The sequence below is a fragment of the Aquimarina sp. MMG015 genome, assembly GCF_018100855.1.
Lineage (GTDB): Bacteria > Bacteroidota > Bacteroidia > Flavobacteriales > Flavobacteriaceae > Aquimarina > Aquimarina latercula.
In genome coordinates this window covers 407,708-425,350 of the sequence record NZ_JAGJEB010000004.1, presented here as the reverse complement: position 1 = coordinate 425,350, position 17,643 = coordinate 407,708, and the positions used below count along the sequence as shown (strand labels likewise).

The 17,643-nt window shown below is 33.3% G+C and carries 17 protein-coding genes, 1 tRNA gene and 1 pseudogene; 11 read left to right on the top strand and 8 right to left on the bottom strand.

Annotated features, from left to right (window positions below; all coding sequences use genetic code 11):
- The 8 genes and pseudogenes from J8L88_RS10710 to J8L88_RS10675 all read right to left on the bottom strand — a co-directional run.
- A pseudogene (locus J8L88_RS10710) lies at window positions 1-1,202 on the bottom strand (hypothetical protein); the annotation flags it as partial.
- A gap of 97 nt (window positions 1,203-1,299) precedes the next feature.
- Window positions 1,300-1,878, bottom strand: coding sequence for a phage tail protein (locus tag J8L88_RS10705; protein WP_211060718.1), 579 nt, complete (start codon window positions 1,876-1,878; stop codon window positions 1,300-1,302).
- Between the two features lie 21 nt (window positions 1,879-1,899).
- On the bottom strand, window positions 1,900-2,478 hold the full coding sequence (locus J8L88_RS10700) for a phage tail protein (RefSeq protein ID WP_211060717.1): 579 nt from the start codon (window positions 2,476-2,478) through the stop codon (window positions 1,900-1,902).
- Between the two features lie 59 nt (window positions 2,479-2,537).
- A complete protein-coding gene (locus tag J8L88_RS10695; RefSeq protein ID WP_211060716.1) occupies window positions 2,538-3,497 on the bottom strand; it encodes a methionyl-tRNA formyltransferase in 960 nt (319 codons plus the stop codon).
- A gap of 223 nt (window positions 3,498-3,720) precedes the next feature.
- Window positions 3,721-4,158, bottom strand: a complete 438-nt coding sequence (locus J8L88_RS10690; RefSeq protein WP_027393368.1) for a retropepsin-like aspartic protease — start codon at window positions 4,156-4,158, stop codon at window positions 3,721-3,723.
- Window positions 4,155-6,758: a CHAT domain-containing protein gene (locus J8L88_RS10685; protein ID WP_211060715.1), complete on the bottom strand. Its 2,604-nt coding sequence runs from the start codon at window positions 6,756-6,758 to the stop codon at window positions 4,155-4,157. Before J8L88_RS10685 ends, J8L88_RS10690 begins: the two co-directional genes overlap by 4 nt.
- Window positions 6,739-8,718, bottom strand: coding sequence for a PKD domain-containing protein (locus J8L88_RS10680; RefSeq protein ID WP_211060714.1), 1,980 nt, complete (start codon window positions 8,716-8,718; stop codon window positions 6,739-6,741). Before J8L88_RS10680 ends, J8L88_RS10685 begins: the two co-directional genes overlap by 20 nt.
- A 158-nt stretch (window positions 8,719-8,876) precedes the next feature.
- Window positions 8,877-9,920 (bottom strand): hypothetical protein, encoded by a 1,044-nt coding sequence (locus J8L88_RS10675; protein ID WP_211060713.1) that lies wholly within the window; start codon window positions 9,918-9,920, stop codon window positions 8,877-8,879.
- A 131-nt stretch (window positions 9,921-10,051) separates the two neighbouring features.
- Between J8L88_RS10675 and J8L88_RS10670 the strand changes: the two genes are divergently transcribed.
- From J8L88_RS10670 to J8L88_RS10620, 11 genes are all read left to right on the top strand, one after another.
- Window positions 10,052-10,639 (top strand): RNA polymerase sigma factor, encoded by a 588-nt coding sequence (locus J8L88_RS10670; protein ID WP_211060712.1) that lies wholly within the window; start codon window positions 10,052-10,054, stop codon window positions 10,637-10,639.
- Entirely contained in the window at window positions 10,636-11,373 is a 738-nt protein-coding gene (locus tag J8L88_RS10665) for a tol-pal system YbgF family protein (RefSeq protein ID WP_027393373.1), read from the top strand. Before J8L88_RS10670 ends, J8L88_RS10665 begins: the two co-directional genes overlap by 4 nt.
- Window positions 11,374-11,465: 92 nt before the next feature.
- Window positions 11,466-12,254: a TatD family hydrolase gene (locus tag J8L88_RS10660; protein ID WP_027393374.1), complete on the top strand. Its 789-nt coding sequence runs from the start codon at window positions 11,466-11,468 to the stop codon at window positions 12,252-12,254.
- Window positions 12,255-12,313: 59 nt separating this feature from the next.
- Window positions 12,314-13,348: an asparaginase gene (locus J8L88_RS10655; RefSeq protein WP_027393375.1), complete on the top strand. Its 1,035-nt coding sequence runs from the start codon at window positions 12,314-12,316 to the stop codon at window positions 13,346-13,348.
- 66 nt (window positions 13,349-13,414) lie between these two features.
- Window positions 13,415-13,502 (top strand) — tRNA-Ser (locus tag J8L88_RS10650).
- 82 nt (window positions 13,503-13,584) lie between these two features.
- Window positions 13,585-14,379, top strand: coding sequence for a MotA/TolQ/ExbB proton channel family protein (locus J8L88_RS10645; RefSeq protein ID WP_027393376.1), 795 nt, complete (start codon window positions 13,585-13,587; stop codon window positions 14,377-14,379).
- 114 nt (window positions 14,380-14,493) lie between these two features.
- A complete protein-coding gene (locus J8L88_RS10640; RefSeq protein ID WP_211060711.1) occupies window positions 14,494-14,988 on the top strand; it encodes a phosphoethanolamine transferase domain-containing protein in 495 nt (164 codons plus the stop codon).
- A 1-nt stretch (window position 14,989) separates the two neighbouring features.
- Window positions 14,990-15,598 (top strand): biopolymer transporter ExbD, encoded by a 609-nt coding sequence (locus J8L88_RS10635; RefSeq protein WP_027393378.1) that lies wholly within the window; start codon window positions 14,990-14,992, stop codon window positions 15,596-15,598.
- A 21-nt stretch (window positions 15,599-15,619) separates the two neighbouring features.
- A complete protein-coding gene (locus J8L88_RS10630; RefSeq protein ID WP_027393379.1) occupies window positions 15,620-16,102 on the top strand; it encodes a biopolymer transporter ExbD in 483 nt (160 codons plus the stop codon).
- 420 nt (window positions 16,103-16,522) lie between these two features.
- Window positions 16,523-17,140: a biopolymer transporter ExbD gene (locus tag J8L88_RS10625; RefSeq protein WP_211060710.1), complete on the top strand. Its 618-nt coding sequence runs from the start codon at window positions 16,523-16,525 to the stop codon at window positions 17,138-17,140.
- A 20-nt stretch (window positions 17,141-17,160) separates the two neighbouring features.
- The gene (locus J8L88_RS10620; RefSeq protein WP_027393381.1) at window positions 17,161-17,640 is read left to right on the top strand and encodes a biopolymer transporter ExbD; all 480 of its coding nucleotides are present in this window, start codon (window positions 17,161-17,163) and stop codon (window positions 17,638-17,640) included.
- Window positions 17,641-17,643 lie beyond the last annotated feature (3 nt).

The following is a 17,643-nucleotide window of genomic DNA, read 5'->3' as shown; positions in this document are numbered from 1 at the left end:
CCATAGCTAAAAGACGCATCATCCAATGCGTTGATGGTTACAGAAGCATTCGATGAGTTCGGGCAAGTTCCTGCGGTTGTATACGTTACCGTATATGTATTAGGACTTGAAGCAGATACATCAATTTGTCCAGTAGAAGTATTGATACTTAAACCAGCGGTAGAAGAGAATGTTCCACCTGTAAGTCCAGTAATTGTTGGAGTAGGATCCGCATCACTCGCGCAATACGCACTCGCACTGTAACTAAAAGAAGCATCATCTTGATTATTCACTGTAACGGAAACAGAGCCACACGATCCAGGTGTTACACAACCACCTTCTCCTCTTATAAAATATGTTGTTGAAGGCGAAGTGGGAGTAACTATAATTGAAGCCGTTGATGTGGTGCCAATTTGTGCTCCGCCACATGAACCAGTATATACTACCCATTGTGTTGCGTCATTTAAATTACCAGAAATATTTAAAGTAGCGTTACTACCATTACAAACCGTAGCAGGTAAGAAAGTAACTGTAGGTACATCTGGATCCGAACAGCCTCCAAAAGCAGTACCTGTAAAAGAACCTGGAACCATTGTTGGAAACGTAAAAGTTCCGAAAGTCCAATTCGAAGAATTATTAATCATCGCTGCACATTCTGCAATTGTTCCATTGCAAGATGTAGTTCCTGAATAATATCCTTCATTAACAATGATTTGTGCATTTACTCCATTAGTTAATCCTGTACCAGCTAATGAATTTCCAAGAATATCTCCTATGAATGATAAAAACACACCTGGGGCTGCTCTGGTACCTGTAAAAGCAAAAAGCTCATCAATAACTGCTGTTCCAAAACCTCCTTCTATTTCTGATGCAGTTCCTAGATTCGTAGATATTAATATCTCATCATTGGCGTTTTCTATGTTGATTACTGTTCCGGAAGATATAATGCTTCCAGTATTATTTGTCCACAGAACTTCTCCTTCTCCGGTCGGGGTGGCAAACGCGGTTCCTGTCCACTCTTCATCCGTAAATCTAATTGTAGTGCCGTCAGGGCAATCATCTAAAAAGACAAAAGAAAATCCATCTGGATTGTCATTATACCCTACAAAAGCAATATCACCTGGATCATCGATAGTTCCATCCTGAATTTGAGCTCTAGAATTAATTGAAAATAATAAGATAAAGATTAAAGGTAATTTTGCAATATTTAAGATTGGTTTCATTCGTTAGTAGTTTTGTTACATAAATAATTTTAGAAAAATTCTTTGAAACAAGTTAAGCAAAAAAAAGAGAACAGGGAATATTCTCTTTTTTTAATGATTAGCTTCTGGAAGGGTAAATTCCTTGAAGACATATAATGTAGTTTAAACCTAAAAAGGGCTGTATGTTCCCAATAGGTCGACTTCCACCAGTATTTCCAATATCAATTTGTGATCCGGATATAGGGATATTAGCACCGGCATAGCTAGCATTTGCTGTTGGAGAACTTGCATAATTGTCAGCTCCGGTATTTGCTAAAATTCCTGCTCCAGGGTTTGATTCATCTTCATCTCCTGACGTGGTATTAACAGGGATTGCTATTTCTCCAGCATTATTAATAATTACATTATGTGTATGAATTGGTAATTGAGTAACATTCAATGTGTTTATTTCGGTACCACCCGTTTGTCCTTCGCTATACGGAGATAATCCTGGTCCATTTCCTGGCCCTATCGGTACTCGTCCTCTTAAATCTGGTAGTGCAAATGTAGTTCTGCCATCCCCGCCATAGATAGTTCCTATCAAAGAAAATAAAGCATTATTCTGCGAGACTGGTAATAGTTGTCCATGACACAAGGCCCAACTTCTTGGAGCCCAGTTGGGACCCCATAAACGAATTTCTGAAATGTATCCTTCCATGATTTCTTAAAGTTTTAAAGATTAGCTTCTAGACGGAAAAGTTCCCTGAAGACATATGACGTAATTAACCCCCAGATATGGTTGCATGTTATTAATTGACTGATTCCCACCGGTATTTCCGATATCAATTTGTGATCCGGATACAGGGATATTGGCACCGGCATAACTAGCATTTGCTGTTGGCGAACTTGCATAATTGTCTGCTCCAGTATTTGCTAAAACTCCTGCTCCAGGATTCGATTCATCTTCATCTCCAGACGATGTATTAACAGGTATAGCGATTTCTCCTGGATTGTTAATGATCACACCATGAGTATGTGATGGAATTTGTGTCACATTCAATGTGTTAATTTCTGTTCCCCCTTTTTGTCCTTCTCGGCGTAGAGATAATCCTATTCCTTGACCAGGACCAATTGGTACGCGACCTCTCAAGTCCGGTAATGCAAAAGAAGTTCTCCCATCCCCTCCATAGATAGTTCCTATTAAAGAAAACAATGCTGTGTTCTGAGCGATGGATAATAATTGACCATTACAAAGTGCCCAGTTTCTTGGAGCCCAATTTGGCCCCCATAAGCGTATTTCTGAAGTATATCCTTCCATATTGAATTGATTTAAGATTAATAATTTGGTTTGATTATTGTCTGTTATATAGTTGTTGTTTATGAGACAACACTACGCTGTTTGTATGCTATATTGTTGTTGAAATAATGCCCCTGTCGCACTCCGAGATGAACGAATTTTACTCCAGATAAAATACCTGCATCCGAGCTGATTATATTTATTCTTAATATTTTCCCGTATTTGCAGTATACATATAGTCCTTCTTGAGGATGTGCATGTATGATCTCACCGGCGGTTTTGCCTAATAAGGGTTGACTATCCACAGGAGAAACTTCTATTATTTTTATCGGTGATCCTTGGTAGTAGGTGGTTGCTCCACCATATTTGGGATTACAAGCATTCACCAGATTTTCTATTTCGTCAGCAGTTTGTGTCTCCCAAGATATTGTGGTATCCTTCTCTGAAGGCCTATTGTAATACGTAATTTCTTTTGTAGGTTGAGGTTTAAAGTTTTTAATATCACTTACCAGCTGAATTCCTTTTTTAATAAGTCCATCAAGCATATAACTCATTTTAGAATTAGCCATTCCCAACGTTTCGCCGGGAATTATAGGAATAGGTTGTTCTAATAGAATTTTACCAGTATCCCAATCCTTATTCATTTGATGAATTGTAATTGCAGTTTGTTTTTTTCCTTGTTTTATAGACCAGAATAATGGATCAGGGCCTTTATTTTCAGGTAATTTCCCAAAATGTACATTTAAGAACCCGTATGTTGGAATTGCCAAAATATCTTCGGGGACCTTAATAGAAAAACCACAAACTAATACTAAATCAGGATTTTTATTTTTTAACCATTCTCTAAAATCTGTATGAATATTTTGTTTGTCAATTCTATATGTTTCATATCCTTCATTTTGTATGGAATTGGACCAAAAATTGTTTGAATTTTGTCCTACCAACTCTTCAAAACAGATAGCGCTTAACATTTCATTTTCAGAAAGATATTTGTAGATAGATAGGCAAATTGGAAATGCTCCGATGAGAATTGTTTTCATAAATAGATAGTTGTAATTTTCCCTTTGAATCAAAGTTATGTGAAGAATAAAAAATATGGTATACGTAGAATCACCTGAATTTAAAAAAATCCTATTAAGCAATTCTTTGTGGTGAAAAATACTTAGGAGTGTATTCTTGTTTTAAGAAAGTTTAGGAAGATCGGTTAAGCTAACCAGACAAATATGTAGTAGAGAAAAATGATCTAATAAGTGGAATGGTAGGTTATTTTAAGTATACGCACTTTCTTTCGTAATCAATTACTGCTTTTCCTTTTTTTAAAATATCAGCGCCAATTATTCCATCAACAGGTTCGGCTTGATGAGCGGTTAAAGCAGTATTTACATGTGTTAGGTCAAATAAAACAAGGGAAACATTGTTTTTTGACCATTTGCCTAATTGTAATGTGTTTTTTTTAGAAAGTTGAGTAACCATATCGGTCGCGCCAGCACCAGCTGCTTTTACATCACTATCTTGAGCAAAAAGATTAAATTTTTCCACAGCATCAAAACCTACACATGAATTAGACGCTCCCGTATCTAAAATAAAATTTCCTTCTATACCATTAAGCTTTGCTTTTACCTCAAAATGATTTGTTTTGGTGTATACAAGTCTGATACGTTGATATTCTTTGTTAATTAGGAATTGGCGTAGTGTAGTCATTTTATTTTTTGTCGGATCGCAAACAAAAATAGTATAATTAATAAGAAAATACCTGTTATCCAAATCCAGTTATAATTGGTTGAGGTTGGAGTCTGGTATGCACCATAATAAATGAATGCAGCCCAGTAATACGGTGATTTTTGAATATTAGAGATTTTTTTAGAATTGAGATAGTCTAATTTTGCGTTATGTAATCCTTCTGCGTTCGAATTAGTAGCGTATAGTTTTTGGTAAAAATAGTTCATGAGTTCAGAAGTAGTTTTGTCATTAACCTTCCATAGTGAAAATAATACATTAGGAACTCCTGCATATTGAAATCCTCTACCGATACTCAAAGGTCCTTCTCCCGAAATTAGAGTACCTATGCCAGTTTCGCAAGCACTAAGAACAACTAAGTCTGTTTCTAATGCTAGTCCATATAATTGATTTACCGGGATGTTTTGATTTCTAAATTGTATAGAAGCAGGTCTAGAAAAATTTCCAGCTTCAGCATGGGTTGATAGGTGTAAAATAGTATGACTTTTTGATTTATTGAGAAAATTTGTATAGGTCGCATTCTCTTTTTTGAGAAAAGTACCATTAAATTTTTGTTCAATATATTGTTGCTCTTTTATTGAGAAGGGAAGTTCTAGGTTGGTTTTTTCAAAAACAGGAAATATCCCTAATATGCTTCTATCGTTGTTTGTGTTTTTAATAGACCTCACGTATTTACTGGCGGAGTTTTCATAAACCAAAACACTAGATTTTAATAAAAATGGCATGTTTTGAAAACTAAAAGAACTTGTTTTTTTAGTAAGTAATGTTTCAAAAGGAATGAAATTTAACAATCCATCAGGAACAACTAGTATTCTTTTAGAACTTGGGATTTTTAAAATTTTATACACATTAAAACTGCTTTCTGAAAATGAAATCACATCATCGTTAATAGCTGAAGGGGTATTAAAATAGGAAATGTAACTTTTAATAGTTTTTCTAAAATTTTCACTATTACCAATTTTTTGTAAACTGATAGAGTGAGCATCAATTCTAAACTGATATGTGGTTTCTTTTCCGAAAAAATATTCGATTAAAGTAATATCATCTTGTTTTAGCTTTTCTTGGAGTTTTTGAATAGATATGGTGTTATGAGGGGGTAATAGTTCGGGGTATTTTTCTTTTAATATGGTGTTTAATTCCTTAAGCTTAATAGATTTATTGTTATGTAGATTGGTCCATTTTTGAATTTTTTCAATATCAGCGTTATCAGCTTGTTGTTTTTCTTGTAAGATACTGGTTTCGTAGGATGCAAGTTGATATGTTAGTTGTTTGTTTTTCTTTACTAAAGAATCATTTTTATATGCGGATAGCAATTGTTTTGATAGTTGTGCTTCGTTTACAAAAGGTGCTTTAGAATTATCAGCTGCTTCAAATGCTCTATGTATATGTTTAATGTTTTTGGTTTTCCTATACAAAGAATATAAAATATCTATATACTGTTCCGTCCGATTTCGATTTTGACTGTGCTGAATTATTTTTGTGTCCTGTAATGGATATACTGTGTTTAATTTAGAATTTACTATGAAAGCAGCTTCATAAGACTCAATTGCAAAAATAGGTTTGTTTAACCGTTCGTAAATATATGCTTGTACATCAAGAGTTTTAAGTAGAATTCTGTCCGCTATAAGATGGTTTTTTTTAGGGATATCAGTTTTTTTAGAATATGTAGGTAAAAGAATACTGTAAATTTCTTTTATAATTTCTATTGCTTCGGTAAATGAAGATTTAGAAAGTAAAATATCTACAAAAGCTAATTGTAATTTTGCAAGATCTCTAGTTGTGGTATTTGATTGTTCTAATAGTTGAATTTTTGCTTTATTTATATAATGCTGAGCATTATGTATGTCGTTATTTTCCAACGCGATTGCTGCTAATAGTTGATAAGCATTAGTTTGCGAAGGATCAATAGCTATTACTTTTAAGGCATAGCTTTGGGCTTTCTCTGGTTCGTTAATACCTAAGTAATTCGTTGCTAAATTGATTAGGATGTTTACGTTTTTAGAATCAAGTTTTTCTCCTTTTTGGAGTATGGTTATAGCTTGTTGATAATTACTTTGATTGTTGTATGCGATAGATAAGTTTGTAATCGCTGAAATTATCTGAGGCAAATTTTGTTGCTGTTCTGCTAAATATAAATAGCTTGTTATTGTATTTTTTGCTTTTTGTAAATCACCAATTTTAAGATATAAATTTCCTAAAGGTTGTAGACAGTTTTCAACAATATCATAGTTTTTAATGTTGTTATCTTGAAAAGCTTTCCAGGCTTTTTCATAATGGACTATTGCGCCAGATAGATTGTTAAAATGGGTCTTATAGTAACCGATATTCGTATTGGTTATAACCCAGGCTAATTTATCTTCGGTAGTCTGTAGTTGGTTTTCTTTTGAATTAATTATTTTAGTTAGTCTATTTAAATTAGAAGCGGTAGGATCCGAAAGGAATTGGTCTAATTGATGGTATAAAAAATCCGAAGTTTTGTTTTTTTGCTGTGAATAAGCTGCAGAATCTCCAAAGTACAATAAAACAAAAATTAAAATGATGCTTCTAAAACTTCCAAATTCCATAGAATTGAATTTGAGAGTTTGGAGTATCAAAATTATAAACATATCGAATTCCAATACTGGGGCCGATACGAACAGCTCCGATATTCATACCTAGGAATACTCCTGTTTGTAGATTTGTGAAACTATCATCTATAGTGTTTTCTACAAAAGAGTTTAGATCTGGATTAGGGTTGAGATCTCCGTTGTTGCCGATAATAAAAGCTTCTCCTGTGGTTTCTTGGTCATTACTGCTGGTCATATCTAATTTTAATTGTAAACCAGCACCCATTGCTAGATAATTATTAAAATTGTATCTAATCGATCCTGGTACGGCGTATATAGATATATTGTTAAATTGATTTAATTCTGAAAATCTTACTAAGTTTCTGGATCCATCTGGATTTATGGTATTAGTTTCAAAATTTTGGATATCATCATAAGAAGCAGAAGAAAATAATAATTCTGCCTGATAGTACATTCGGTAGGATTTAAATGGCGATAGCGTTGCACCAACGAAGTATTCTCTCTGTCTATTTAATTCAGGAACTAAGATGTAACCGGCTTTTGCTCCGATAGAAATTCCTGGAGAGAATCTAGTGGTGGCATAATTGGTAATAATAGGTTCATTTTTATCGAAATATATTGCTGTTCTGCTTCGGGTCTTTTTTTTATGAAAATTCTTACCAAACTTCATAGAGTACTTTACAAAACCTTTGGTGGAGTCAATCTCCTCTACGTTTTTTTGCTCACTTCCAGGAAGGTAGATTTTATTAAATTGAAAAATAATTTTATCCTTTTTTAGAATCGTATCTAAGCAGCTGTAGTTCACCTCCCGTTCTTTTGGACAAATTGGACATTCGGGATACATGCTATCTATTTTTAAAGTAGACTTGTCAAACATTTCTGGAGTGTCAACTTTTAATTTAATAGTATTAGCAGGACCTTCTCCGTTATTCTGAAATCGTACTTTGAGTTTTAGCTTTTTAAACCTTACTAATCGATAATTCATTAACCAGCCATTAGAAGACATTTTATTAGGGTCATGTGAAGTGACAATTTCCATTTCAGTGTCTTTTACAGTATGGTTATCAAAGTTATTATCAGGAACATAGACACTTCTTAATGTGACAATTGCACTAGTGTCTTTAATCATTTCTGGAGTGGTTTGCAATGTTCGGAAAATATTTCGTTCCTCTCCAGGTTTCATGTTGTCAAATTCTATTATTTGATAATTTCGATATAAAGCTTTTGATTCTTCTAATGTAAGCGGTAGATTTTTTCGTTTAGTGGTGTCCTGTGTAACAAGAGTTTTGTTATACAAAAAAGAAGTATTATTAGACGCTAAAAAAGTATGGCTATCATTTTCAGGAAGATTAGATGAAATAAGATCTAATGGTGTAATTCGTTCTCCATGATGTAACCGAGTATCTTCTAATATAAAATTATCATTTTTAAATTGACGGTCATTGTAAAATAAGTAAAGCTTTCCGCTAGAAGCATAATTGTTATTGTTTTTATAACTAGTGATAAACACCATTTCTTGATTAGGAATTGGTTCACGATTTCGTTTTAATATTAAATCTTGATCTTCTTTAAACGGAGATGTATTTTCAATGGAAACTTCATCTTCTGTCTCCGTAATTGTTACAGATTTCGGTCTACTAATTGGCGGTTTTCCATTGTCATAATTATTAGTAGCCCATAGTTTAACTGTATAGGTTTCCTTCTTTTTGTACGAGTGTGTTGGTTTTTCTTTAAAACTATACGTGCCATCACCAAATTCCCAATAATAGGTGTAAAAGGCTTTTGGTGCACCAGCGATTTGATTAAGAACGGGCATTTTTGCTCCATAAATTACTTGATTGCCCTGTATTTCGTGAGATATTGGAGCTATTCTGGCGATAGTGTCATTAATTATTGTTTGTCCATTACAGAAAAAATGAAAAAATATAATGAATATTAAAGCCGCAGATTTGTTCATGATTTTTTGTTAGTGTTAATAAAGATAAACAAAAAGTTAAATCACTTAAGTTTATATCCTTAGTGAATTAAAATTCCGGAAAGTAAACCCTTCCGGAATTTTTGCTGAAATTTGCTGTAACCCCCATTACCTAATATGCATATTCCAGTGTGAGTTTTTTACGGGAGATCGTTTATTAATGCAACTAATGTTGCTTCAGTTCCAGTATTTGTAGTTCCAATTATTTCTAAGTGATTTTCCTCTATAGTAGTTCCTTGGATTGCATAAACATACTGGTCATCTTGAACGGATACGAAAATAATGTGAACTTCTAAGCCTATAGGGATTAATCCGTAATGCTCAGAAAAAAGACCTGTTTCTGGATCATAGATGTCTAATAAGGCTAGCGCAGTAGGTTCTCCATCATAGGATACATATACGTTGCTATTGGTGTTGTCAAAACCTTCTGGCACATCAACTTGTAGCATTGTTTTTGGCCTTGGATCATTATACCAACGATCAATATTTGTCCATCCAAAATTACTAAGAAAACCTCCATATCCGCTTACTCCTTGCCCATTAGGACCTTCTCTTTGCATTGGTTCTAAACCTGCTTGCTCATCTTCTTCCCATACAATATCACATTCTAAATTTTCACCATCGCAGTCATTATCTTCACCATTAAATATTCTCATATCCTCATCAAATTCATCTGCTGGAGCAAAAAGCATAAAGTCATTAGCAAGTTCTAATTGTTCTCCATTTTGAGTTGCGTTTATGTAAAACTCTCCACCTGACACCAGTGTTTCTACATCTCCATTAGGACGTTTTCCATTAGTTGGCATTTTAGTAAGTAACATTTTTGCTTTGTTATAGATTTCAATTAATTCTATATCTACTACTCCTGTTACCGGATCTCCATTTTGGTCTAAAAAACTGTTAGCAGGAAAATATAAAATGGTACCGTCTTCTCCATATACTTCTCCAGCACCTCCAGAGTTTAAGGTAAAACTTTGTAAAGCGTCTTCTCTATTTTCTAATATTTCAGTTTGTAATTCTAATCCTCCTAAAATTGGTTGCGTAATGATAATGTCATTATCATCATTTTTACTACAACTGGCCAATAGCAAAATAGAGAACCCCAAGAATAAAAAATGAGTCATTGTCTGTTTTACTTTCTTACTATTTTTCAGTAAAGTAATTGTTGTACTATTTGTTTTCATGTTTTTTGTTTTTAATATCCGTTTCGGACTTTCTTATTTTTATTGTTTACATCTTCATATCAACACCATTGATTTTTTGTTACCCTTTTTCTTAAAAACTTTTTTAATTTAGTTGTCCAGACAAATCGTTTATGGAAAAAAACCAGGCACATTCAGATCAAAAATATATACAAGCGCTCTTGGATAATGATAGTATCGTGCTTAAAGAGGTGTATCAAAAATTTGCACCAAAAGTCGTTAACTATATAAAAAAGAATAGTGGAGATGATTCCAATGCTCAGGACATCATTCAGGAAACGTTGATTACAATATATAATCAGGCTAGAGAAAAGAAATTAATACTTACTTGTCCCTTTGATGCGTATTTCTTTTTGCTCTGCAAGAGAAAATGGCTTAATGAACTAAAAAAGAATTCTGTAAATAAGGTAACAATTAACGAAGAGGTTGTATCTATAAATGATGAGAACATGCAGTATGTAGAAGAAACAATGATTTTTGAAGCTAAGAATGCACTTTTTGCAGAGATATTTAACGAATTAGGAAATGCTTGTAAAGAATTGTTAAAAGCAACGTTTTCTATAAAATCAATGGAAAAAGTTGCTGAAAAATTAGGGCAATCTTATGGGTATGTCAGAAAGAAAAAATCTCTATGTATCGGTCAATTAACAAAAATGATGCAAAGCTCTCCTAAGTATAATAAAATAAAAAACTTGTTATGACCCCAGAAAAAAAATACGAGCTTTTTGAAGGTAAAATTAACAATGAGCTTTCTGTAGAAGAGCAAGAAATATTTTCTAAAATCTTAGAGCAAGATAAATCTGTAGCTGAAGAATTTAGACTTTATAAACGATGGAGCTCTTATTTAGAAGCTAACGTTAATGCTGATGAAGAAAGAGCTGATTTGGAAAATAATCTAAAAAGTATAGGAGAATCATTTTTTGAAAAGAAACAAACTCAAAAAGAAACCAAGGTATTAAAAATTCCTTCTTGGGGATATGCTGTGGCGGCAAGTTTAGCAATTCTTTTAGGTGTGTATACTTTTGTGAAAACGGGTTCCTCATATAATGATTTTGTATCAATTCCGGAACTATCAATCACAGAGAGAGGTGTTGATGATGAGTTGATTAAAAAAGCTGAAGATGCATTTAATTCTGCAGAGTATTCAGAAGCAGAGATACATCTTTCTGAGTTATTGAAAAATGATATTGATAATTCTGAGTATAATTTTTATTTAGGGATTACCTTAGTAGAACAGGATAAATATAAAAAAGCTTCCGAGGTTTTTGGTAAATTACAAAATGGGAAGTCTGTATATAGGTATAAAGCGATTTGGTTTGAGGCTTTGAACCAATTGAAACAAGGAGAAAAAGATCAATGTAAGTCACTATTGAAACAATTACCTAATGAAGCCGAAGATTATCAGAAAGCCCAAGAGTTGCTTAAACAAATATGATTTAATTTACTATGTATTCGTTTTTAAATCGTAGCATGCTTTAATTGTAATTATGCAAAATTCTTTGTGTAAATTTTGGTTATTTTTGCGGCATGATACTTACCGATACGCATACCCATATTTATAGTGAGTCTTTTGAAGAAGATCAAGATCAAATGATGCAAAGAGCAATTTCTGCAGGAGTAGAACGTTTTTTTGTGCCAGCTATTGATTCGGGATACACCCAATCCATGTATGATATTGAAAAAAAATATCCTAATAATGTATTTTTAATGATGGGGTTGCATCCAACTCATGTTAAAGAAAATTACAAAGAAGAACTTCAACATGTAGAAGAAGAGATAAAAAAACGTTTGGATAACGAGGGTGATCGAAAGTTTTATGCTGTAGGAGAAATAGGTATAGACTTATATTGGGATAAAACTTTTATTAAACAACAACAAGAATCATTTAGATCTCAAATTCAATTAGCTAAAAAATATAAACTGCCAATAGTTATTCATTGTAGAGAAGCTTTTGAAGAAGTCTTCGAGGTCTTAGAATCCGAGAAAGGCGAAGATTTGTTTGGGATTTTTCATTGTTTTACTGGTACAATTGATGATGCCAGACGTGCAATAGGATATAATATGAAATTAGGTATTGGAGGTGTTGTGACTTTTAAAAATGGAAAAATTGATAAATTCTTAAATGAATTTCCTTTAGAACATATTGTTCTAGAAACAGATGCCCCTTATTTAGCACCAGTTCCATATCGAGGTAAACGAAATGAGAGTTCTTATTTAGTTCAAGTTGTAGAAAAATTATGCGATGTTTATAAGAAGTCACCAGAAGAAATAGCAAGCATAACAACCAAAAACTCCAAGGATATATTCGGTATATAGTGAATGTGTTTTAATTTTATTTTTGTTCATTTGTCAGACCAACAAATGGAGGTTTTGCAATGAAGAATTCACCAAATATTTTATTGATTTATACTGGAGGTACTATTGGTATGGTTAAAAATTTCGAAACAGGAGCTTTAGTTGCTTTTGATTTTGATGAGCTACTGCTAAAAATACCCGAATTAAAACAGCTAGATTGTAATATTGAAACTAAAAGTTTCAAAGAGCCAATTGATTCTTCCGACATGGATGTAGAGCGTTGGAAAGAATTAGGTGGTATTATAAATAGTAATTATGAAATGTATGATGGATTTGTGGTACTACATGGTAGTGATACGATGTCTTATACGGCTTCTGCCATAAGTTTTATGTTCGAAAATCTTGGGAAACCAATTATATTCACGGGATCACAATTACCAATTGGTGATCTTCGAACAGACGCTAAAGAAAACTTAATTACTGCAGTGCAGATAGCAGCTTTACAAAAAAAAGGAAAGCCTGTAGTGACAGAGGTAGGACTGTATTTTGAGTATAAATTGCTTAGAGCAAATAGAACCACAAAAATAAATGCGGAGCATTTTAAGGCGTTCCAATCTCTTAATTATCCTACATTAGTGGAATCTGGAGTGCATTTAAAAGTGAACACTTCTTTTTTACGAGTAACTAATCGTAGAAAGAAAATGGTATATCATACACATTTTGATAATAATATTGTAGTGATTAAGATGTTTCCTGGAATAAATGAAGCCATCTTACAGGGTATTTTTTCTTCAGAATCGATAAAAGGAGCAATTATTGAGACTTATGGGTCAGGAAATACAACGACGAAATCTTGGTTTTTGGATATTATTTCTGAACAGATAAAACAAGGAAAACCTGTAATAAATGTGACACAATGTGTAGGTGGAAGTGTGGAAATGGGGAAGTATGATACTAGCGTTGCGTTAAAAAAGGTAGGAGTTATATCAGGAAAAGACATAACAACAGAGGCAGCAATAGCGAAACTAATGTATTTACTAGGAGAAAAATTACCTCTTAAAGTCCTCAAAACCATTTATGAAACCTCATTGCGAGGTGAAATGTCAGAAAATTAACGCCCCAAATTTTAGTAGTTAACATTTTTTTTGTTATTTGCTCAACCATTTTAGGCAAAAATTTTTAGAGAGGTGGCCGAGTGGTCGAAGGCGCACGCCTGGAAAGTGTGTATACGTCAAAAGCGTATCGAGGGTTCGAATCCCTTCCTCTCTGCATTATTATTAAATTTTTAATGGATTTTGTAATATTTTTTTATCTTTAACCCTTTAACTAATTAAAATTAAGAATCAGCGCAATGAAAAGACTATTTTCTATTCTGGCAATCGCAACAGTAATGGCTTTTGGAAATATACAAGCAGCTACTGCTCCAGCCCAGTTAACGGCAAACGTGCAATTATTAATTGCTCCAGTAACAACAACTATTCAGGATGCAGATGAGCCTGCAGCAGCGGAGGAATCCTTTCACCAAAACCTGAAAAAACGTTTTATAGAAGGAGGTCCTAGTTTTATGGGAATCGTTCTTTTATGTTTGATTCTTGGTCTTGCGATAGCAATTGAAAGAATTATCTTTTTAAATTTATCTACTACGAATAGTAAGAAACTTCAACAAAATGTAGAAGATGCTTTAAATAGTGGTGGAGTAGAAGCAGCAAAAGAAGTTTGTAGAAATACAAAAGGACCTGTTGCATCTATATATTATCAAGGTCTTGATAGAGCTGACGAAAGCATTGATGCTGCGGAAAAAGCAGTAGTAGCTTACGGAGGTGTTCAAATGGGACAATTAGAGAAGAATGTATCTTGGGTATCTTTATTTATTGCTCTTGCACCAATGCTTGGGTTTATGGGTACAGTAATCGGTATGATTGATGCATTTGATAAAATTGAAGCGGCTGGAGATATGCAACCATCTCTTGTAGCAGGTGGTATTAAAGTAGCACTTCTTACTACGGTATTTGGACTTATTGTTGCAATTATCCTTCAGGTATTTTATAACTACATTATTGCTAAGATCGATAGTATAGTAAATGATATGGAAGATGCATCGATTACTTTAATCGATATGTTAGTAGCTTACAAAAACAAAAAATAGTAAATGCCTTTTTAGATTTTATTTCAGATTAATAAAATCGATAGAGTATAAAAACATTTATTATTAATTATATAGTTGTTATGTATAATAACAGCTCAGTAAAAAATTAGTCACATGAAAATTTCAAAAATATTATCATACGTTGTTCTCGCGGTAGGTGCAATAGGTGCTATATTATTGTTCTTAATGAATGGTAATTTTACAACACTTATGGATAACTATGGTATTACAGAAGCGAAGGATTTGGTGAAAGATACTTCTTCATCGGCTTTCGCAGAAGCTACTTCATTGGTTAGCCCTATGTACAATCTTACTTTAGTAATTTTTGTTATTATTGTAATAGCAACTTTGGTTGCAGTTTTTTCAGCATTAGCTAAAAACCCTGCAGGTCTTAAGAAAGCTGGTATAGGAATCGTTGCTTTTTTAGTGGTGATTGGTATAGGATATGTTATGGCTGAAGGAGTTGAAACACCGATGAAAGACGGAGAAGTGCTTTCAGCAAGTGGATCTAAATTAGTAGGAACTGGTATTTATGCCTTCTACTTTTTAGCAGCAATAGCTGTCGGTATGATGGCATTATCTGGAGTTAAAAAATTAATAGGTAAATAATATGGCAAGAAGATCAGCACCTGAGGTTAACGCAGGATCTATGGCGGACATTGCATTTTTACTTCTTATATTCTTTCTGGTTACTACAACCATTGATACGGATAGAGGTATTAGTCGTAAGTTACCACCGCCTTTAGATGAAACCGTTGAGCCTCCAATTCTTAAGCAAAAAAATATTTTTGTGGTAGAATTGAACAAAAATAATGACCTTTTAGTAGAGGAAGCTCCAATGAAGTTGGAGGATTTACGTGCTGCTGCTGTTGCCTTTTTGGATAATGGTGGAGGAAGCGGTGATGAAGCTTGTAGCTACTGTAAAGGAGAAAAAAGTCCAAGTTCTTCGGATAACCCGGAGAAAGCTGTAATCTCTCTACGTAATAACAGGGAAACTAGTTATGGTACGTATATAGCTGTGCAAAATGAATTAGTTGCGGCATATACAGAACTAAGAAATAGAGAGTCAGAGCGATTATACGGGAAGTCATTTACTCAGATGGAATCAGAACTTAAGGATGTGAATTACTCAGGTAGTAAAGACAGACTTAAAGATCAGATTAAACAGATACAGTTAATGTTTCCTGAAAAACTATCTGAAGCAGAACCAAAGAAATAAGTAAAACATAAAAACGTAATTATGTCTAAGTTTAAAAAGAAAAAAGGTGGTGAATTACCCGCTATTTCAACAGCGTCTTTACCTGATATCGTATTTATGTTACTGTTTTTCTTTATGGTTGCAACAGTAATGAGGGAGAATAATCTTAAAATAGAAAATAGATTACCTCAAGCTGATCAGACAGAAAAGTTGGATAAGAAAAACTTAGTAATGTATATTTATGCTGGAAAACCAAGTTCGAGATATTCAGCAAGTGCTGGTACTCAGGCGAGAATTCAGTTAAATGATAAATTTGCTGAAGTAAGTGATATCAAACCTTTTATTTTAGCTGAAAGAGCTGCTAAAAGGGAAGAGGAAGTTCCTTTTCTGATTACTGCTCTAAAAGTGGATACAGAAACAAATATGGGTCTTGTTGGCGATATTAAAAAAGAATTGAGAGAAGTTCAAGCGCTGAAAATTAACTATACCACAAGACAAGGTGAAGCTACCGGTAATATACAGTAACGGTTAAAGATTTACTTTAATATATTAAAAAAAACCTGCTCTAGTAGCAGGTTTTTTTTTGTTTAATACCTCATAAATTAGCCATTATATTCTTCAAAACCAATATGATCTTTTATAGTTTTACTTGCTATTTATATTTAAGGGTTTATAATTATTTTGATATTCTTCTCTGCTAATACGCTATAGTGGCATAACAATTGTTGCTTATAATGTAACTGTGGTCTGCTCATATGATCAATATCTAACCTTCCAAATTGTGATATTGAATTGATAGAAATATACGGTTACAATCTAATTGATGTTTTACACGAATTGCTCTTATGTGATTTTGTAGAGTAGCATTGTTGGATTTCCAAATACTTGTTTTTAATAATATCACCTGTGATTTAGTAAGTGATTATTAACTAAATATAAATTATTATGGCTAGAAGATTAGCACCAGAAGTAAACGCAGGATCCATGGCGGATATCGCCTTTTTATTATTGATCTTTTTTTTAGTAAGTACTACGATTGAGACTGATTATGGTATTAGTAGAAGGTTGCCTCCGCCACCAGAGGATAAACAGAGTAATATCCTTATTAAAGAGAAAAATTTGTTTCGAGTAGAGCTAAATCAATTAAATGAATTGTTTGTAGAGAAGAGACCTTTGGCTTTAAAAGATCTGAAAACGGCAGCAATCGCCTTTTTAGATAACGGTGGTGGAGTAGAAGCAGAGTCTTGTAGCTATTGCAAAGGGGCAAGAGACCCTAAGTCTTCGGACAATCCTGATAAAGCAGTTATATCTCTTGTAAATAGTAGAGAGACGAACTATGAGGCTTATATAGCAGTTCAGAATGAACTTATAAGTGCATATGAGGAATTAAGGAATAGGGAGGCTCTTAGGGTCTATGGGATGTCTTTTAAGTTAATGAAAGCATATCTTAAGGATGCTAATTATTCCGGTGATAAAACACTTCTTAAGGATCAAATAAAACAAATTAGGTTAATGTATCCAGAAAAGCTTTCAGAAGCTGAACCAGTTACCGCTTCATTATAATAATTTAAAAACCATTGATTATGTCTATATTTAAAAATAAACAAAAAGCAAGCTTACCAGTAATTTCTACAGCATCTTTACCAGATATTGTTTTTATGCTACTGTTTTTCTTTATGGTTGCGACTGTTATGCGTAAGGATACGTTGATTGTTAAAAACGAATTACCATATGCTGATCAGGTAGAGAAGTTGGATAAAAAGAATATGGTAATACATATTTATGCAGGAAAACCTAGCTCTAGATATAAAAATATCGGTACTGAAGCTAGAGTTCAGCTTAATGATAAATTTGCTGATATTCGAGAAATCCAACCTTTTGTTTTGGAGGAGATGAAGTCAAAACCAAAAGAATTGAGACCATATTTAACGACCGCTTTAAAAGTTGATAAGAGTACTAAAATGGGACTTGTAGGTGATATCAAAAATGAGTTAAGATCCGTTCAAATGCTTAAGATTAATTATACCACACAAACAGGTGATGCGATTAAAAATTTAGAATGATGT